Raw genomic sequence first — 17,408 nt, 5'->3', positions numbered from 1 at the left:
CGGCATGACGACCAGATAGCCCCAAGGCTACACGTCACGGCAGGAGACCCAATCCACCCGCTAATCTCCCTGGTACCGATTTCTGTTCGGCGCAATTCGCGGCCGAGCACCATTCGCAGTACTGGGTTTCACTTTTTGACAGGGTATGGAGGAGAAGATGAAGAAAGCTTTGCTCGCCGCTGCGCTGATGACAGCCGGTGTTGTTGCGCACGCCCAAAGCAGCGTGACGCTGTACGGCCGCCTTGACGCCGGTATTGAGTACATGACGGGCGTTCCGCAAGGCGTGGGTGCAAATGGTCAGGCAACTGGCAGCACGAACCGCTGGCGCGCTGAAAGCGGCGACTGGGGTACCAGCCTGTGGGGCTTGAAGGGCGTTGAGGACATCGGTGGCGGCAACAAGGTCCTGTTCCAGTTGGAAGGCTCCTTCAACACCATGACGGGTGCAGGCCCTGGCGGCGGCGGTCTCTTCAATCGTTGGGCAACTGTCGGCCTGTCGAACGACCAGTACGGTACGTTCACGATGGGTCGCATGCTGTACATCTCGAACGGCGTGTGGGACTTCGACCCGTTCGGTCAATCGAACTGGTCGTCGGCATCGCTGGTGCGTGGCCGCAACTGGCCGCAATCGAGCAACAACTTCGCTTACCAGTCGCCGAAGATCGCGGGCTTTGACTTCTACGGTCAATACGCGCTGTCGAACGCAACGAGCTGGAACGGCAACGGCACGACCGCTCAAGGTCGCGAAGCTGGCGCACAAGTCACCTACACGAACTCGCTGTTCCAGGTTCGCGGTATTTACGACGAAATCCGCAATCCGGCTAACGGCACCCTGTACGGCCCGAACGCAAGCGCGGTCAATACGGCCAACATCGGTAACGGCGTGTTCGCGGCATCGCGTGAATACTCGGCTCTCGTGAACGTGTTCCTGGGTCAGTTCAAGATTCAGGCTGCTTACCAGGCTGTCCGTTCGGCAGGTGCACAGAACGTTCTGCCGGGCCAGCCGACCACGCTCGATCACGAATGGGGCGGTGTGACGTGGCAAGCAACGCCGGCAGCGGCGCTGATCGCTGCGGTCTACCACGTGAACGGCAACAATGGCGCGGGCAACGCGACGATCTACACGGTCGGCGGCTCGTACAACCTGTCCAAGCGCACGCTGCTGGACCTCCAGGTTGCAACGACGCAAAACAGCAAGACGGCTAACTACGGCCTGAATGCCAACAACGCAGGTACGGCAACCAGCACGGACAATCCGCTGCCGGGTCACAGCCAGACTGGCGTGTACGCAGGTATTCAACACTCGTTCTAATCGAACGGTGTTCCCCGGAGGAACTTCCTCCGGGGTGTAGTCCAATATTCTTCAAGAGAATCTTTTTCACGCTGCTGCGAGAGGCGCGTATCGGTGCGATGTCCGCAAGGGTATCGCACCGTTTTTTATTTGAGCGGACGGTTTTGCCACTGCTTTTGCGCACCGCCTCGGTGCATGCCTGGTTCACGTCGCGCTTGTGAACGCGGTGGGTTGATTCCGCCGCGCCCGGTCCCTGCTTCGAGGCGACGAAGTCAGGCGGTTCAAACCGCTGCTTCGTTTTCTTCGCCGGTGCGGATACGGATCACGCGCTCCACGTCGGCCACGAAAATCTTGCCGTCGCCGATCTTGCCGGTGCGTGCCGCGCCAATGATCGCGTCGATCACCTGATCGCACTGGTTATCCGCCACCACCACTTCGATTTTCACTTTCGGCAGAAAGTCGACCACGTACTCTGCACCACGATAGAGCTCGGTATGGCCTTTCTGCCGGCCGAAGCCTTTGACCTCCGTCACAGTCAGCCCGGTGAGGCCGACTTCAGCGAGCGCCTCGCGCACTTCGTCGAGTTTGAACGGTTTGATGACTGCAGTGATGCGCTTCATGGCGGACCTCGTCTCGTGTCTGGAAGAGTGAAAGGGAAATGGATGATTTTTATTCTACGCCGCGCCGGATGCGTTGCGGCAATCCGGCGCGTGGTTTGGTTGAGTCCGCAGCGATCGGCCGAGAATTCGGCGCGGCTCACTCCACCGGTTCGGTGTAGCGCGACGTGATCGGATAACGCCAGTCGCGCCCGAACGCGCGATGCGTGACGCGAATGCCGATCGGCGCCTGGCGGCGCTTGTACTCGTTGATCTTGATGAGGCGCGTGACGCGTTTCACGTCTTCCACCGCGTAGCCCGCCGCGATGATTTCGGCGAGCGAGCGGTCCTCTTCCATGTACATGCGCATGATCGCGTCGAGGACTTCGTACTCGGGCAAGCTGTCCTGATCGGTCTGGTTCTCGCGCAGTTCCGCCGACGGCGCGCGCGTCAGGATCCGTTCGGGAATGATGTCCTGCTTGCTGAAAGTGGTGGCGTGATTGCGGTAGTGGCAGAGGCGATAAACGAGCGTCTTCGCGATGTCCTTGATGACTGCGAAGCCACCGGCCATGTCGCCGTACAGCGTGCAGTAGCCCACCGCCATTTCGCTCTTGTTGCCGGTGGTCAGCACGATCGAGCCGAACTTGTTCGACAGCGCCATCAGCAAGGTGCCGCGAATGCGCGCCTGAATGTTTTCTTCGGTGGCGTCTTCGGCGCGGCCCGCGAATTCCTCCGCGAGCGAGCTGCGGAACGCGTCGAACATCGGCGCGATGGCGATTTCGTCGTAGCGCACGCCAACGCGGCGCGCCATTTCGGCGGCGTCCGTCGTGGAAATGTCAGCCGTGTAGCGCGACGGCATCATCACCGCGCGCACGCGGTCCGCGCCGAGCGCGTCGCACGCAACCGCCAGTACCAGCGCCGAATCCACGCCGCCCGACAGGCCGATCAGCGCGCCCGGAAAGCCGTTCTTGTTGATGTAGTCGCGCACGCCCATGACGAGCGCCGCATAAACCTGAGCCTCGATCGACAGATCCGGCGCGATCGCCGCGGGCAACGGCTTGCCGTTTTCGAATTCGACGATCGCGGTCGCTTCCTCGAACTGCGCCATCTTGGCGACCAGTTCGCCTTGCGCGTCGAGCACGAACGAGCCGCCGTCGAACACCAGTTCGTCCTGCGCGCCGACCATGTTCACGTAGACCATCGGCAGGCCGGTCTCGCGAATCCGCGCGCGCAGAATGTCGAAACGCACCGCTTCCTTGTTCAGGTGATACGGCGAGCCGTTCGGAATCAGCACGACTTGCGCACCCGCCGCCTTCGCCATTTGCGCAGCCGACGCATGCCATGCGTCCTCGCAGATCACCACGCCGTACTTCACGCCGTCGAGTTCGAACACGAACGGCTGCGGGTCGGACGCGAAGTAGCGCTTCTCGTCGAACACCTCGGTATTGGGCAAATCCTGCTTGCGATACGTGCCGCGCACTTCGCCATCCACGATCAGCGACGCCGCGTTGAACGTATCGACCGGCGGCACGCCGCGCTCGATCGGCGCGTTTGCATTACCATGGCCGTGCGCCACGTCACGGAAAGGATGGCCGACGATCACATGCAGGCCCGCGAACGGTTTCAGTTGCACAGCGAGGTCGGCCAGCGCCGCCGCGCTCGCGGCATAAAACGCGGGACGCAGCAGCAGATCTTCGGGCGGATAGCCGGAGAGCGCGAGTTCAGGCGCGATCAGCAGCTTCGCACCACCGTTGTGCGCGGTGCGCGCGGCGGCGACAATCTTTTCGACATTGCCGGCGAAGTCGCCGACGGTGACATTGATTTGGGCAAGAGCGATTCGGGTCTTCATGGCAGGATCGACAGGCAAGCCGACGTGGCTTGCGAGTACCGCGGCTGGTTAGCTCGACGGAATGGACAAATCGGATAAACGAACGACGTAGCGCCTAATGCGCCGCGCCGCTCATTGGGAACAGTCACACAGATTGAACCAGGAACGCTTTGATTATCGCACGGGCATTCTGGCGTCGCCCTCCGAGGTGGACGCCGCTGAATGGAATGCCCTCCTCGCCCAGCAGTCGCAGCCCACGCCGTTTTTGCGGCACGAGTTCCTGAGCGCGCTGCATGCGACCCGTTGCGCGGTCGCCGATACCGGCTGGGCGCCGCAATTCGTCACGCTGACGGACCCGCGCACGGACAAGCTGGTGGCCGCCGCGCCGGTATACCTGAAGGGGCATTCGTACGGCGAGTACGTGTTCGACTGGGCCTGGGCCGACGCCTACAAGCGCAACGGTCTGCCGTATTACCCGAAGCTGCTGTGCGCGGTGCCGTTCACGCCCGTGCAAGGCAACCGGTTGTTATCGGCGGATACGCATGCGCTCAAGCATCTGGCGGCCACGCTGATGGCGTTCGCGGAGCAGGCCGACGTGTCGTCGCTGCATGTGCTGTTTCCCACCGAAACGGAAGCCAATGCGCTCACCGACATGGGCATGATGCAACGCGAAGGCGTGCAGTTTCACTGGCTGAACGACGGCTATCGCGACTTCGACGATTTCCTCTCCACGCTCGAACAGAAGAAGCGCAAGAACATTCGCGCCGAGCGGCGCAAAGTGCAGGAGGCCGGCGTGACGATGCGCCGGATTCGCGGCGAGGACATTCAGGACGCGGACTGGCGCTTCTTCAGCAAGTGTTATCGGCAGACATACCGCGAGCACTTTTCGAGTCCGTATCTGAACCTCGATTTCTTCCGCATGATCGGCGCGTCGATGCCGGAGAATCTGCTGCTCGTGATCGCCGAATACGAAGGCAAGCCGATCGCGAGTTCGCTGGTGGTGTATCAGCGCGACGCGAAAACCGGCGGTACGCTGTATGGCCGCTATTGGGGCGCGCTCGAACACGTGCCGTGCCTGCACTTCGAAACCGCGTACTACCAGCCGCTCGAATTCTGCATCGAGGAAAAGCTCGGCGCGTTTGAAGGCGGCGCCCAGGGCGAACACAAGATGGCGCGCGGTTTCCTGCCCACGGTGACGCGCTCGGCGCACTGGCTCGCCCACCCTGCTTTCGCGGATGCGGTCGGCCACTTTCTCGACAACGAAAAGAACAGCATCCATGCGTATGTGGATGAGTTGCGCGAACACAATCCGTTCAAAGGCTGAAGCGCGTTTATGGCGTGGTTTCTTTATCTGCTCGAATGCTCGGACGGCAGCGTTTATACCGGCATTGCCGTCGATGTGCAGGCGCGTTTCGACAAACACGTGAGCGGCGAAGGCGCGCGTTATACGCGTTCACGCAAGCCGTTGCGGGTGCTGGCGTCGTTCGAATTGACGGACCGGTCGAGCGCGTCGCGCGCCGAGTATTGGGTCAAGCGGCTCGCGGCATCGGAGAAACGGGCGTTGGCGGCGGGACTGCGCACGCTCGAGTCTGTAATGCCGTTGCCGGAGCCTGAAGTGGTTGTTGATGAGGGAACGGAACAGGCAACCGGCGCGTCCTGAACGAAGGCCGTTCGGCTTCGTTCAGGCTCGCTATCCCCTCGCCTCTCGCATCCGCTCATTCAGCAGCCGATGCATCAACGCAAGCTCCCCCACCGCATCCGCTTCCAGCGAAGTCAGCCCCTCCCGCGCCGGCAGCGCGTGACGCACCGGCCGCAAGGTCCGATCCAATGCGGCGTCGATATCCGCGCTCACGGTCGCGATCCATGCGTCGAGTTCGTCGTGCGTGTCGCGCCGGTTCGTACTCAGGCGCAGTTGCGTCGCGGTGCCGGCCATTCTGCGCAACACGCTCAGCACCGTCAGCGTCACCGTATCGGCCATCGAGTCCTCGAGTTTCTCAAGGCGCATCCGGCCGATCGCTTCTTCCGCGTTATTGCTGCCCAGACCAGCGGCCCGGCGCAAGCGCTCCATCTCCTTCTCGCTGCGGCGAGGCGACGCCAGCGCGGCTCGCAGATACGCGAGATTGGCGCGAACCGCTTCGCCCAGATACGCGCGGTAGTCGATCTTTTCGCGCGTCGGCCAAAGATAGAACGTGGCCAGCAGCGCCAATACGCAGCCGAGCACGTTATTGCCGAGCCGCGTGATCGCATAGACGAATTCGCTGGCGCCCGGCGTCGCGAAGTCGGCCACCAGCACGAAGGTCGGCGTGAGAAACAGCACGAAGAGACTGTAGCTGACGGGACGCAGCGCCATGGTCGCCATCACCAGCGGAAACACCGCGAGGGAAATGCCGAGCGGCGAATGAATCGCGTAGCCGATCGCCGCCGCCAACACGCCGCCGACGATGCTGCCCGCCGCCCGCTCGATACTGCGCGGCCAAGTCGCGGCAATCGAAGGCTGCAAGATCAGCAGCGTCGCCATGGTCGCCCAGTAGCCGAACGGCAGCCCGAGCGCGCGAATCACGAGAAAGCCGGCGGAGGTCGTTACGCCGACGCGGGCCGCATGCCGCAAGCCGACGGATTCGACCGACAGGTTCGCCTTGAACGTAGCCCAGATGCGCGTGAAGAGGCGCGTGGCGCTGTCGCGCCAGCCTTCGGGCTGCGCATACACCGGCGCGAAGTCGACCAGTTCGAAATCGGACTTCAGCGACACCGGTTCCGACAACGCGGTTTCGAGCCGTTTCGCAAAGCGGCGCAAGCGCAATTGCAACGCGGTGAGACGCTCCCACTGCGCATCGTTGACGGCCGCGCCGATGTCGCGCAGCAGGTCGCCCATCACGGCCAGCAGCCGCGCCGCGCGTTTCGCGCGCCATGCGTTATCCGGCGCTCGCTCACAGGCGCCGGATACGGCGATCAGATACGCGAACAACGCTTCACCATCGGTCAGCAAACCGAGCAGCGTGTCGTAGGTTTCGCGGCCGCCCGTTCTCGACGCGGGCACCCGCGCCAGCACTTTGCGCGAGCGTTCGAGCGCGGCTCGGGCATCGGCGCGAAATTTCGCGGCATGCGTGGCCCATTCGCCGCGAGCCGCGCGGCGTTCGAGCAGCCGGGCGCTATCCAGCGCGATATCGGCCAGACGCAGATAGACGGCACGCAGCGTCGAGCGACTCGTGCCGAACGGATGAATGCGCCAGACCGTCAGACTCAGCGCGACAGCGAACAGGCAGCCGACCAGGTAGATACCGAGAAACGCCATACCTTGCCGCACATCATGCATCGGCCGGTCGACCATCACGACGCAGGCGGTCGCCACGAGAATCGTCACCTGCGACGTGGCCGCGCCCCAGATCCTGCCGAACGCGCCGAGGCTCGTGAACAGCAGCACCGCGAGCGCGGCGACCACCGTTCCCTCTGCGGACGCGAAAGAGGTCAAGCCACCGCACACCGTGGACAGTACTGCGAAGCCCATCATCGATGCAAAGCGGGCGCGGTTGGAGCCGGCGGCATCGGCGAGACAGGTCCAGAAGGCGCCGATCGCGGCCCACGCGAACATCGGTTCGTGCAGTACATTGCCGAGCGCGAGCATGGCAGTGGATGCGCAAGCCGCTCTCAAGCCTTCCGACAGACTGGCCTCGCTCGTGGAAAACGACACCATCCAGACCGGCCGCTTGCGATAGATCGCGCTCGCGACGGCATACAGCCAGTTCGACCAGCGCAGCGAAGACGACGACGGGTTGGACTTGCGATTCAGCATCCGGACGGTGGGCTCAGAAGAACAGGGATTGGCGCCGCATCAGCGCATCGAGAAAGGCCGGCGCAACAACGTCAGCGCAACGGATGCCCCATGATAAGGGTTTACCCCTAATTATAAAAATGCATTCGGTTCATCCAACCGATGCGCTGCGTCTATGCGCCCTTTCTGAAGACTATGCAACGCGCCCGCCTCCCGCTTCGACTTGCGAATGAAAAAACCGCGCGGCCCTTGCAGGCTCGCGCGGTTTTTTATCCACCAAACGTGACGCAGCTTACTTCTTGTAGTTCGCCGCGCCTTCGGTGATTTCCTTGTGCGCGGCGTCGATATCCGCCCAGCCTTCGACCTTCACCCACTTGCCCTTCTCGAGCGCCTTGTATTGCTCGAAGAAGTGCTTGATCTGATCTTTCAGGTACGCCGGAACGTCGTCGATCGACTTCAGGTTGGCGGTCATCGGGCAGACCTTGTCGTGCGGGACGGCAACCAGCTTCGCGTCCACGCCGGATTCGTCGGTCATTTGCAGCATGCCGAGTGCGCGGGCACGCACCACGGAGCCAGCCAGCAGCGGGAACGGCGTGATCACCAGCACGTCGACCGGGTCGCCGTCGCCCGACAGCGTTTGCGGAATGTAGCCGTAGTTAGCCGGATAGCGCATGCCCGTGCTGATGAAACGATCGACGTGGAGCAGGCCCGTTTCCTTGTCGGCTTCGTACTTCACCGGATCGCTTTGCGCCGGGATTTCGATGATGACGTTGAAATCTTGCGGAAGGTCTTTGCCTGCGGGGACGTTATTGAAGCTCATGAGCGCTCTCTGGTCGGGATGGAATTCGGAACACGGCGTGCGGCGCGCTTGCTCGAACGGGATGCAACGTAAAACTCGCCTCGAGCAGCGGCGCTGCGGCCGGACAGTGCTGAATACGGCATTATAGCCAATCACCTAATGGCATCCCTCGGAACATCGGGGCGATAATCGTCGGGCGTCTCTCGATTGTGCCTCTCGTTTGTGAACACCACGTCACCGCCGCGCGGTGCTCGTGACACCTCAAGGAGCATGCATGGAAGAAGCCCGGCATTTCATCGGCGGCGAATGGTCCGCTGCATCAGGCGGCGAGACGATCGCCGTACTCGATCCTTCGGACGGCCAACCCTTCACCCAACTCGCGCGCGGCACCGCGGCGGATATCGACGCCGCCGTGCACGCCGCGCGCCGCGCGTTCGAAGGCCCCTGGGGCCAGGCCAGCGCCGCCGAACGCGGCCGCATTCTGTACCGGCTGTCCATGCTGGTCGCCACGCGCCAGGAGGAACTCGCCCAACTCGAAGCCCGCGACACCGGCAAGCCGCTCAAGCAGGCGCGCGGCGATTCCGCCGCCCTCGCCCGCTATTTCGAGTTTTACGCCGGCGCGGCGGACAAGCTGCACGGCGAAACGCTGCCTTACCAGACCGGCTATACGGTGCTGACCATTCGCGAGCCGCACGGCGTGACCGGCCATATCGTGCCGTGGAATTACCCCATGCAGATTTTCGGGCGCAGCGTGGGCGCGGCGCTCGCCGCCGGCAACGCGTGCGTCGTCAAGCCGGCCGAAGATGCGTGCCTGTCCGTGCTGCGCGTCGCCGAACTCGCGGCCGAGGCCGGTTTGCCGGCCGGCGCGCTGAATATCGTCACCGGCTACGGCCATGAAGCCGGCGCGGCGCTCGCGCGTCATCCGGGCATCGATCACATTTCGTTCACCGGCTCGCCGGAGACCGGCAAGCTCGTCACGCAAATGGCCGCCGAGAATCACGTGCCGGTCACGCTGGAACTCGGCGGCAAATCGCCGCAAATCGTTTTCGCCGATGCCGACCTCGACGCCGCGCTGCCCGTGCTGGTGTCGGCGATCGTGCAAAACGCCGGGCAGACCTGCTCGGCGGGTAGCCGCGTGCTGATCGACCGGGCCATTTACGAGCCCTTGCTCGACCGACTGAGCAGCGCGTTTCACGCGTTGCGCGTCGGCCCTTCGCAGGCCGACCTCGACTGCGGGCCGCTGATCAGCGCGAAACAGCAGCGGCGCGTGTGGGACTTCCTCAACGATGCGCAACACGACGGCATCGCCATGGCGGCGCACGGCGAGGTGATTCCCGAAGCGCCGGAAGCCGGCTTCTATCAGGCGCCCACGCTGTTGCGCGACGTGCCCGCGAGCCACCGCCTCGCGCGCCACGAAGTATTCGGACCGGTGCTGGCCGCCATGTCGTTCAGCGATGAAGACGAAGCTTTGAAGCTCGCCAACGGCACGCCATTCGGTCTGGTCGCCGGCATCTGGACGCGCGACGGCGCACGGCAGATGCGGCTCGCGCGCCGCCTACGCTCCGGCCAGGTGTTCATCAACAACTATGGCGCGGGCGGCGGCGTGGAATTGCCGTTCGGCGGCGTCAAGCATTCGGGCCACGGACGCGAAAAAGGCTTCGAAGCGCTCTATGGGTTCACCGTACTGAAGACCATTGCCATCCGGCACGGTTAGCCTGCGCGGCACGCACTGGCATCACCATCCACAACGAACAACGGAGACATCATGCGGTTGACAGGTAAAACAGCCATCGTCACAGGTGGCGGCTCGGGTTTCGGTGAAGGCATTGCGAAGACCTACGCGCGCGAAGGCGCGAACGTGGTGGTCAACGATCTGAACGGCCCGGCCGCCGAGCGCGTGGCGAGCGAAATCGCGCTGGCCGGCGGCAAGGCGATCGCGGTGGCGGGCAACGTCGCCCAGCGTGAGGACTGGCAGACGCTGCGCGCGGCCGCGCTGGAAGACTTCGGCAGCGTGCAGATCGTCGTCAACAACGCCGGCACCACGCATCGCAACAAGCCGGTGATGGAAGTCACGGAAGCCGAATTCGACCGCGTCTACGCGGTGAATGTGAAAAGCATCTACTGGAGCGTGCAGGAATTCGTGCCGTATTTCCGCGAGCAAGGCGGCGGCTGCTTCATCAATATTGCGTCCACGGCGGGTGTGCGGCCGCGCCCCGGGCTCGTCTGGTACAACGGCAGCAAAGGCGCGGTGATTATCGCGAGCAAGTCGCTGGCGGTCGAGCTGGGTCCGGACCGGATTCGGGTGAACTGCGTGAATCCGGTGATCGGCGAGACGGCGCTGCTGTCCGAATTCATGGGCGTGGAAGATACGCCGGAAAATCGCCAGCGCTTTCTCGCCGGCATTCCGCTCGGGCGTTTCTCGACGCCGCAGGATATTGCCAACGCCGCGCTTTATCTGGCCTCGGACGAGGCGGAATTCATCACCGGCGTGTGCCTCGAAGTAGACGGCGGGCGCTGCGTGTAGCGCCGCGTCGGACCATTCTAGCGAGGGCGGCCGCTGCGCCGCCCTCGCCGCAGTCAGTGTTTTCCCCCGGTATCGATTCGTCGTGCAAAGCACTGAGCGCGGATAGAATCGATCGACGGCGGTACTTCAATTCCACAAGAAAAGAGGAGACACCATGGCTAGTCCCGCAAATCCGCTCCACCATCCCGGCGCGGGTGCGCCACCTTCCACTTTCGAAGAGGCCACCTACCGCAAGGTCACCTGGCGGCTCGCGCCGCTTCTGATGCTCTGTTACGTGGTCGCGTATCTGGATCGCGTCAACGTCGGTTTCGCCAAGCTGCAAATGACCAGCGACCTTGGGCTGAGCGATGCGGTGTACGGCTTCGGCGCGGGGATTTTCTTTGTCGGCTATTTCATCTTCGAGATTCCGAGCAATGTGATTTTGCATAAGGTCGGCGCACGGGTGTGGATTGCGCGGATCATGGTGTCGTGGGGCGTGATCTCCATGCTGACCATGTTCGTGACTACGCCGACGATGTTTTATGTGATGCGCTTTCTGCTCGGTCTGGCTGAAGCGGGGTTCTTTCCTGGGATCATTCTTTATCTGACGTACTGGTATCCGTCGCATCGGCGTGGTCGCATGACGACGTGGTTCATGACGGCGATTGCGTTGTCGGGTGTGATCGGCGGGCCGGTGTCGGGTTATATCCTGAAGACCTTTAACGGCTTGAACGGCTGGCATGGCTGGCAGTGGCTGTTTCTGCTCGAAGGGATTCCTTCGGTGATCGTCGGGATCATGGTGTTCGCCATGCTGGACGATCGGATCTCGAAGGCGAAGTGGCTGACCAAGGAAGAGCAGCAGTTGCTCGAGCGGCATGTGTCCGCGGAGGAAGCGACCAAGCATGACATGCCGATTCGTCAGGTGCTCACGAGTGGGCGGGTGTTGATGCTCAGTCTGACGTACTTCTCGTTTGTGATGGGGTTGTATGGGGTGAGCTTCTGGTTGCCGACGATTATTAAGGCGACTGGGGTGACGGATGCTTTCATGATTGGGTTGCTGTCGGCGATTCCGTTCGCGGGGGCTGTGGTGGCGATGGTGTTTGTGTCGCGTAGTGCGGATAGGAAGCGGGAGCGGCGGTGGCATATTGCGCTGCCTGCGTTTGCGGGGGCGATTGGGTTGGTGCTTTCTGTCGTGTGGACGCATAACACTGTGCTGGCGATGGCTTCGCTTACGCTTGCGACGATGGGGATTCTTACTACCCTGCCGTTGTTTTGGAGTTTGCCTACGGCGATTTTAGCGGGGACTGGCGCGGCTGCTGGCATCGCGATGATTAATTCGATTGGGAATCTGGCGGGGTTTTTGAGTCCGTATGCGGTGGGGTGGTTGAAGCAGGCTACGGCTGCTAATGATTCGGGGATGTATATGTTGGCGGCGTTTATGGTGCTGGGTGGGTTGCTGGCGGTTAGTGTGCCGGCGAAGATGGTTAATAAGTGAGGACTTGAAGTGCGCCTTTGGCGGTGACTTGCTGCTGAGGTCTCGCCGGTCTTGACAAATGTTGGCCGACTGCTGCCAAGGGCGTGAGGCGGTAGTCGGCCAGGAAGCGACGTTCACGGGTAGACGCAGTTTGACATTCTGGCGTCGGTAGCACTTCAAAAGCGGCCACTGAACCTAGCAGCGTCGTTCGCAGTTCATCGGCCGAATCGGTCATCATGCAGGACTCAGATTATTGACCAAAAGTGGTTGAACAACGATCTGGTCGCTTCCCGCAGCAGTCCCGCAGCAAGATCCGGCGTCGCCCATTGAATTAACTTTCGTATTTCTTTGCCACAGCCTCAAGGTCGCCTGCGCCGCGCTGATCCCAACTGTTACGCAAAGCCCAATTCCGCACCTCGTTTGCATTAACCGGATGCCCCGCTTGTCGCAACACCTTGAAGGTCGCTAGCGCATCTTTCTTGTCTGACGGATGAGCCAGGCCAGTTGCCACATTGACGCGGGTTTGAAGGCTCTCCAACGCTGCTATTACCGCCGGATCCATCGAGGGCGCGGCGACTTGCCACGAGGCGTTTCCCCAGATTGATGGCTGCCAAAGCGACAACCACTCTTTACCTTCGGTCTCGCTCCAAGGAAGATAAACGATCGCGGCTGGCGACGCACAGTCATCTAGTTTGCCCATATCAGACGTCGATAGATGAGCGCCAAGGAGAAGCGTATTGGCTTGAACGGCAGCGATGCGTGTGGGATACGCAAGCGTTACGCTGATATTCGAGCCACCTACCTTCACAGACTGCCCTGCGTGTAATGCTTTTGCAGTCTTATCGCCCAGCATTTCCGCGATCGTCCCGCCGAGAAAATGCCCCTTCGCAGGAACCACTAGGGAAATGTTCGCAATTTTGTTCGAGGCGCAGTACTTGACGGCTTCAGCCATTGCAAGTTTGGCTGTGGCGATATTCGGACCGACGTTTTCAACGAGAAACCTAGGAGTCTGAGATGGCATGGAGAGACCTGCAGGATGGTTTTCGGAGCCTAATCACCGTATCACACCTTCAACAGCTAGCGCAGCAATCATTTCGGCGTCGTTCGGAGCGTAGGTATGCACTCCATCCAACCGTTGAAGCCCATCTAAAGGTCATGAACGAGGAGATCCGCTTGCGAGGCGGCGACGGCTCGTCAACAACCGTCCGTATCCCCGAACGGAGGCCCTAGAATCAAAGGGGTGGGATGTCCCGAGGTCGGCAGTCAGATCGCGAGGTCTTGCGCAACATCCACGATAAGGGCGTCCTTGACTTGCCCATATGGAATCGCGCGGCCCTCGTCGAACCCCACCATCCTTTCCGTGATGATCCTGCTAAGTTCCTCGATGTGTGGGCGACAAGCCTCCTCCGACAATGTCACGATGGCTTCGAGAAATTGATCAGAAAAGTAAATCGAAACGCTACGCGACCACTTGGTGCGATCCTCAGGTTGCCCGTGCAACGGCCAGAGGACAAAAAAGTTGCGCGGGTTAATCGAGTGGAATTCAGCGCCCTCAGGGAACAGCGAGCGGATCTCGTCCGCGATCAATTGTTTTGCTGTGAGATGAACGTCGCTGGGTGTATTCATGGAGGTCTCCTGTTGGTGCTCTGGGGCACGCTCAGCCGACAAATCCTAGCATGACGACACTTTGCCTCTCTCGTCACGACGCGCCATGAACTTGTCCAAGATATAGCTATCACATGATACGCTGAGGCATGATCGAATTCACCCAGATTACGGAAAAGTATCAGCCACCCTACATCGAGAAGCATTTCAGCTCTCTTGAAGGGCTACACACGTTCTCGGTCCAATTCTTCAAAGATGTCGCAGAGATTTATGATGCCCTCATAAGGATGAGTAATGTCGAGCGCAATCCGACAGGATATTCGATCGATGACGCACCTATCCTCGGACTCCTGGTCCGCATCTGCAAGCTCCTTAAGGAATGCGTGAAGTATCACGAGCAAGATAACGCCGAGGTTATCGCGATCTTCGAGCGCCCTCTCATCGAAGCTACAACGATCGCCAGCTATCTGATGCTGAACGACGCCACCGTGATCAAGGATTACCGTAAGTGTTCTTACAAGGATCGGCTCAGGATTCTCAGGGAATTAGAGAGCGGATCAGTCTTTTTCGACACGAAAGCGGGGAAGCGTTTGCTCGCTGCCGTCAAAGACAAGATGGATTTTGAAGGCCTGACTAAGGACGATTTTTCGGAACAGAAGAAAAATAAATGGCGGCTCCAGGGAAAAAGCTTCCGGGACATTTTCGCCGAGATCGAACACGACGATCTCTATCCGGCCACCTACGGAATGATGTCTGAATCAATCCACGGCTCTTGGAACGAGTCTATGGATTGGGGCTTGGTCCGCAATGATGACGGGACATTCTCCGCCTTCACCGACTACCATCCCGCTGACGTAAGGTACGTGACGCCAATTGTGAATTTTACTATCAAGCCTTTCCGGCTGTGGCTCCAGCGTATCGACGCATATGATGATAATTTCAAAGGGACGATGGACTGGATCGAGCGGGTGAATACCCGTCTCTTCCGCACATTTGATAGCCTGTATGACGGTGAGTACGATGCCAAGAAAAGCAAGGAATCTTAGTCGGGCTTTTCTGATGCAGCTTTTTCCGTGCCATCCTCGCTGGCACGAAATGTAAGATTCCACAATGCAAGAAATTGCTTGCGTCTCAAAGTAGGGGTACGAGCAGGGGTGAAGTTGTACTCCGTAGACTGGGAGTCAAACCCGACACGGGTTTCAGGGCGACACCGCGCCTTCTTCGTCCCCGCCGCCAGCTCCTTGGCCGCGCATACCGCATGCGTCGTCGCGCGTCAGCAGTCGTTCACTTCTCGATCTCCGCAGAATAGAGGGAAGGCTTAACGCTGCGGGTTTAACGCTGCGGGTTTAACGTCCGCTGTTCGCACGGTGACGGCCGATCACGGGAGACGAGTGGAACGTCCGAAGTGGGTCGGCTTCTGCCGACGCGGACCGATCAATAGCCGCCCATCAACGTCGGACCGGGCACGGCCAGTTTCGGACGCTCGCCCGAGCGCTGAGGCGGACACTCAGGCGTCGGCTCTGAAGAGGACAGCGGACCTTCGCACAGTCACACAATTGATAACATGTCGCAGGAGGTCCAGCCATACCCAGCCCTGAAAGGGCTAGGAGGGTTCGCGACGCACTCGCTGGCGCACTTCCCCCCTAAACGTCGCGGCAATCTCACTCATCCATTTGCCTCCTGGATCATCGCGACAAGCTCCGCAACCTTCTTCCGCAAATCAAGAACGTCCAAATTTGCGCCATTGGCGCAAACTGTATGCGCTACTTTGACCTTGTCGACGTTCTGCTCGGTGATAACCGTCTCCGTTTCTGAAGAGCCCAAGCCCTTCGTCTTCCGGCGGCGGAAATACAGCGCGTGATCGAATTGACCGCCTTTGCTGGCTTTCACGTACGACGTTTTATAAACTTCCGCTACTGCAGCTTGCAATTCAGAATGAAGCACATAATTTTCAATTTCTCGACCCTCCGTAAGCCATGCAACGCCGCCATGTTTCGAAAATTCATCGATCAATCGCTGTTTCGTCGAATTAATCGAATCATCAATCGCCTCTTTGTCGCTATCCATAATCAATGCGACATGACGGTTCAACGAGCGAAGGCTGATAAAATCTTCGATTTCGTCATCGCCTGCGCTCAAGTGGCTTAATAGCCGCCCGCCATAGAACATGATTGAGTAATGTATTCCTTCAATAAAATCTGGCGCTGCTTCTTCCAGCCATCTTCTAATGTATATCCGATCTGACGGACCTTCCACCCAAATCACCGAATTCGCCTGAACGAGGTCTGACGCTTTGCAGCCCAAATCGACACAAATAGAAAATCTCTCCCTATTAAGCACACTCTCGCGAATTTGAGTTTGCTTACCATCGTTAGTTACGTGAAAGATCGCCGCGCCCGGTGTGTCGATAAAGCTCGCCGAATGAGTTGCAATAAAATATTGGTTGTCGGTATTTTCCTGAAGATATCGAATCAATTTTCTCTGTAAAATCGGATGCAAGTGTATTTCAGGCTCTTCCACACAAACAATGCCACCCTGAATCAGCGTACAAAACGACGCCAGCATGATTACTTCATGGATCCCGGTCCCGAGCGATGACAAAGGAAGAACCTTTCCATCCATGTGAACAAGAATATGCTGGCGATTGTGCGGTATTTCAATTTGAGCCGAATCAACTCCCGTAACGGTCGCCAAAAAATTATTTATTTTATCGAATAGCTTCCTATCAGACCTTTTATCATGGTCTGGACTTTGAATTTCCGCTAGGCGGTCAATCAACCCCTTCCCGCTGTAGTCTTCAAGCTTATTGCCAGAAGGTCCCACTTCACGGATTGCCGGGATCAGATAACTGGCGGGCATGTGAAGTTTCGCTATACCCTCCAAAGCCAGCATTGTTTCCTGAATCCACGCCTGTATGCCACCTCCCTGCCGACCCGTAAGAATGTTCCAAACAAAGCGCCAAGCGTCATGATTAACCACGGTTGTTACGGATGCAAAATCGTAGATAAGCGCTAGCTTTTGTTCGTACGGCACACGGGATTTGAACCATACATAGCCGTCACTCGATAATGCTGCGGTTATACGAGTCACGTATAAAGTCGCCTGATCCCGGTGGGACGGGTGAGGTATCCGGTCCATAACTGCTGACACAAAAATACTGGCTTCGATCCCCAATGCCATGGAGATAGGCGTACCCGTTACTCCCCCGTGTAGTTCCAAGAGATCAACGGTCGACACGGCGCTAACGCCAGGTGTACTCAACTTGGGCGGAATGTGACGCGAGATGAACGAAAGTACCGCCGATTTCCCCGTGTTATTCGCACCGATAAAAAAATTAAATGTCTTGAAAGGAGCCATCGTCTGCTGCTTTGGCCCGATTCCGCGATAGTTGGTTAGTTTAAGACCCTGCAAATAAACGTTCTGCATTTTTGACTGTCTTTTTTCGTTCACGTAGAACTCAATAACCAACGATCGCTCATGCTCGATCGGGCGACTGAGGCAACATCATACGACTGTGCTATGCCCCCCCCCCCTTTAATCAATGGC

At 59.6% G+C, this 17,408-nt stretch carries 14 protein-coding genes; 7 read left to right on the top strand and 7 right to left on the bottom strand.

Annotated elements, in window-relative coordinates:
* The first annotated feature begins 157 nt into the window (after positions 1-157).
* Complete coding sequence (locus P0D68_RS06325; RefSeq protein WP_091796245.1) at positions 158-1,309, top strand: porin; 1,152 nt, start codon at positions 158-160, stop codon at positions 1,307-1,309.
* A 260-nt stretch (positions 1,310-1,569) separates the two neighbouring features.
* Here P0D68_RS06325 and glnK read toward each other — a convergent pair whose 3' ends face one another.
* A complete protein-coding gene (gene glnK, locus P0D68_RS06320) occupies positions 1,570-1,908 on the bottom strand; it encodes a P-II family nitrogen regulator (protein WP_006048444.1) in 339 nt (112 codons plus the stop codon).
* A gap of 136 nt (positions 1,909-2,044) precedes the next feature.
* Positions 2,045-3,733 carry an NAD+ synthase gene (locus P0D68_RS06315; RefSeq protein WP_408297424.1) on the bottom strand — a complete coding sequence of 563 codons (1,689 nt, stop codon included), beginning with the start codon at positions 3,731-3,733 and terminating at the stop codon, positions 2,045-2,047.
* A 133-nt stretch (positions 3,734-3,866) separates the two neighbouring features.
* On the opposite strand from P0D68_RS06315, the gene P0D68_RS06310 reads away from it, so the two are divergent.
* Positions 3,867-5,036 carry a GNAT family N-acetyltransferase gene (locus P0D68_RS06310; RefSeq protein WP_091800703.1) on the top strand — a complete coding sequence of 390 codons (1,170 nt, stop codon included), beginning with the start codon at positions 3,867-3,869 and terminating at the stop codon, positions 5,034-5,036.
* A gap of 9 nt (positions 5,037-5,045) precedes the next feature.
* Entirely contained in the window at positions 5,046-5,372 is a 327-nt protein-coding gene (locus tag P0D68_RS06305) for a GIY-YIG nuclease family protein (RefSeq protein ID WP_408297426.1), read from the top strand.
* Between the two features lie 30 nt (positions 5,373-5,402).
* Here the strand turns inward: P0D68_RS06305 and P0D68_RS06300 are convergent, their stop codons facing one another.
* A complete protein-coding gene (locus tag P0D68_RS06300) occupies positions 5,403-7,502 on the bottom strand; it encodes an FUSC family protein (protein WP_408297428.1) in 2,100 nt (699 codons plus the stop codon).
* 271 nt (positions 7,503-7,773) lie between these two features.
* Positions 7,774-8,301, bottom strand: a complete 528-nt coding sequence (gene ppa / locus P0D68_RS06295; protein WP_408297430.1) for an inorganic diphosphatase — start codon at positions 8,299-8,301, stop codon at positions 7,774-7,776.
* Between the two features lie 253 nt (positions 8,302-8,554).
* On the opposite strand from ppa, the gene P0D68_RS06290 reads away from it, so the two are divergent.
* The 3 genes from P0D68_RS06290 to P0D68_RS06280 all read left to right on the top strand — a co-directional run bounded on the left by P0D68_RS06290 (position 8,555) and on the right by P0D68_RS06280 (position 12,278).
* Positions 8,555-9,994: an aldehyde dehydrogenase family protein gene (locus P0D68_RS06290; RefSeq protein WP_408468142.1), complete on the top strand. Its 1,440-nt coding sequence runs from the start codon at positions 8,555-8,557 to the stop codon at positions 9,992-9,994.
* Positions 9,995-10,045: 51 nt separating this feature from the next.
* Entirely contained in the window at positions 10,046-10,804 is a 759-nt protein-coding gene (locus P0D68_RS06285; protein WP_091796257.1) for an SDR family oxidoreductase, read from the top strand.
* A gap of 154 nt (positions 10,805-10,958) precedes the next feature.
* On the top strand, positions 10,959-12,278 hold the full coding sequence (locus tag P0D68_RS06280; RefSeq protein ID WP_408297434.1) for an MFS transporter: 1,320 nt from the start codon (positions 10,959-10,961) through the stop codon (positions 12,276-12,278).
* Positions 12,279-12,588: 310 nt separating this feature from the next.
* On the opposite strand, the gene P0D68_RS06275 is transcribed toward P0D68_RS06280, so the two are convergent.
* Complete coding sequence (locus P0D68_RS06275) at positions 12,589-13,278, bottom strand: DUF1889 family protein (protein WP_408297436.1); 690 nt, start codon at positions 13,276-13,278, stop codon at positions 12,589-12,591.
* A gap of 242 nt (positions 13,279-13,520) precedes the next feature.
* On the bottom strand, positions 13,521-13,883 hold the full coding sequence (locus P0D68_RS06270; protein WP_408297438.1) for a hypothetical protein: 363 nt from the start codon (positions 13,881-13,883) through the stop codon (positions 13,521-13,523).
* Positions 13,884-14,011: 128 nt separating this feature from the next.
* Between P0D68_RS06270 and P0D68_RS06265 the strand changes: the two genes are divergently transcribed.
* Positions 14,012-14,908, top strand: a complete 897-nt coding sequence (locus tag P0D68_RS06265; protein WP_408297440.1) for a DUF5677 domain-containing protein — start codon at positions 14,012-14,014, stop codon at positions 14,906-14,908.
* 619 nt (positions 14,909-15,527) lie between these two features.
* On the opposite strand, the gene P0D68_RS06260 is transcribed toward P0D68_RS06265, so the two are convergent.
* Positions 15,528-17,312, bottom strand: coding sequence for an AAA family ATPase (locus P0D68_RS06260; RefSeq protein WP_408297442.1), 1,785 nt, complete (start codon positions 17,310-17,312; stop codon positions 15,528-15,530).
* Positions 17,313-17,408: the final 96 nt, after the last annotated feature.

It is taken from the genome of Paraburkholderia sp. RL17-380-BIE-A, from assembly GCF_046028085.1.
Lineage (GTDB): Bacteria > Pseudomonadota > Gammaproteobacteria > Burkholderiales > Burkholderiaceae > Paraburkholderia.
Note: the sequence above shows the minus strand (reverse complement) of the source record. Positions and strands in the feature narration are given on the sequence as shown.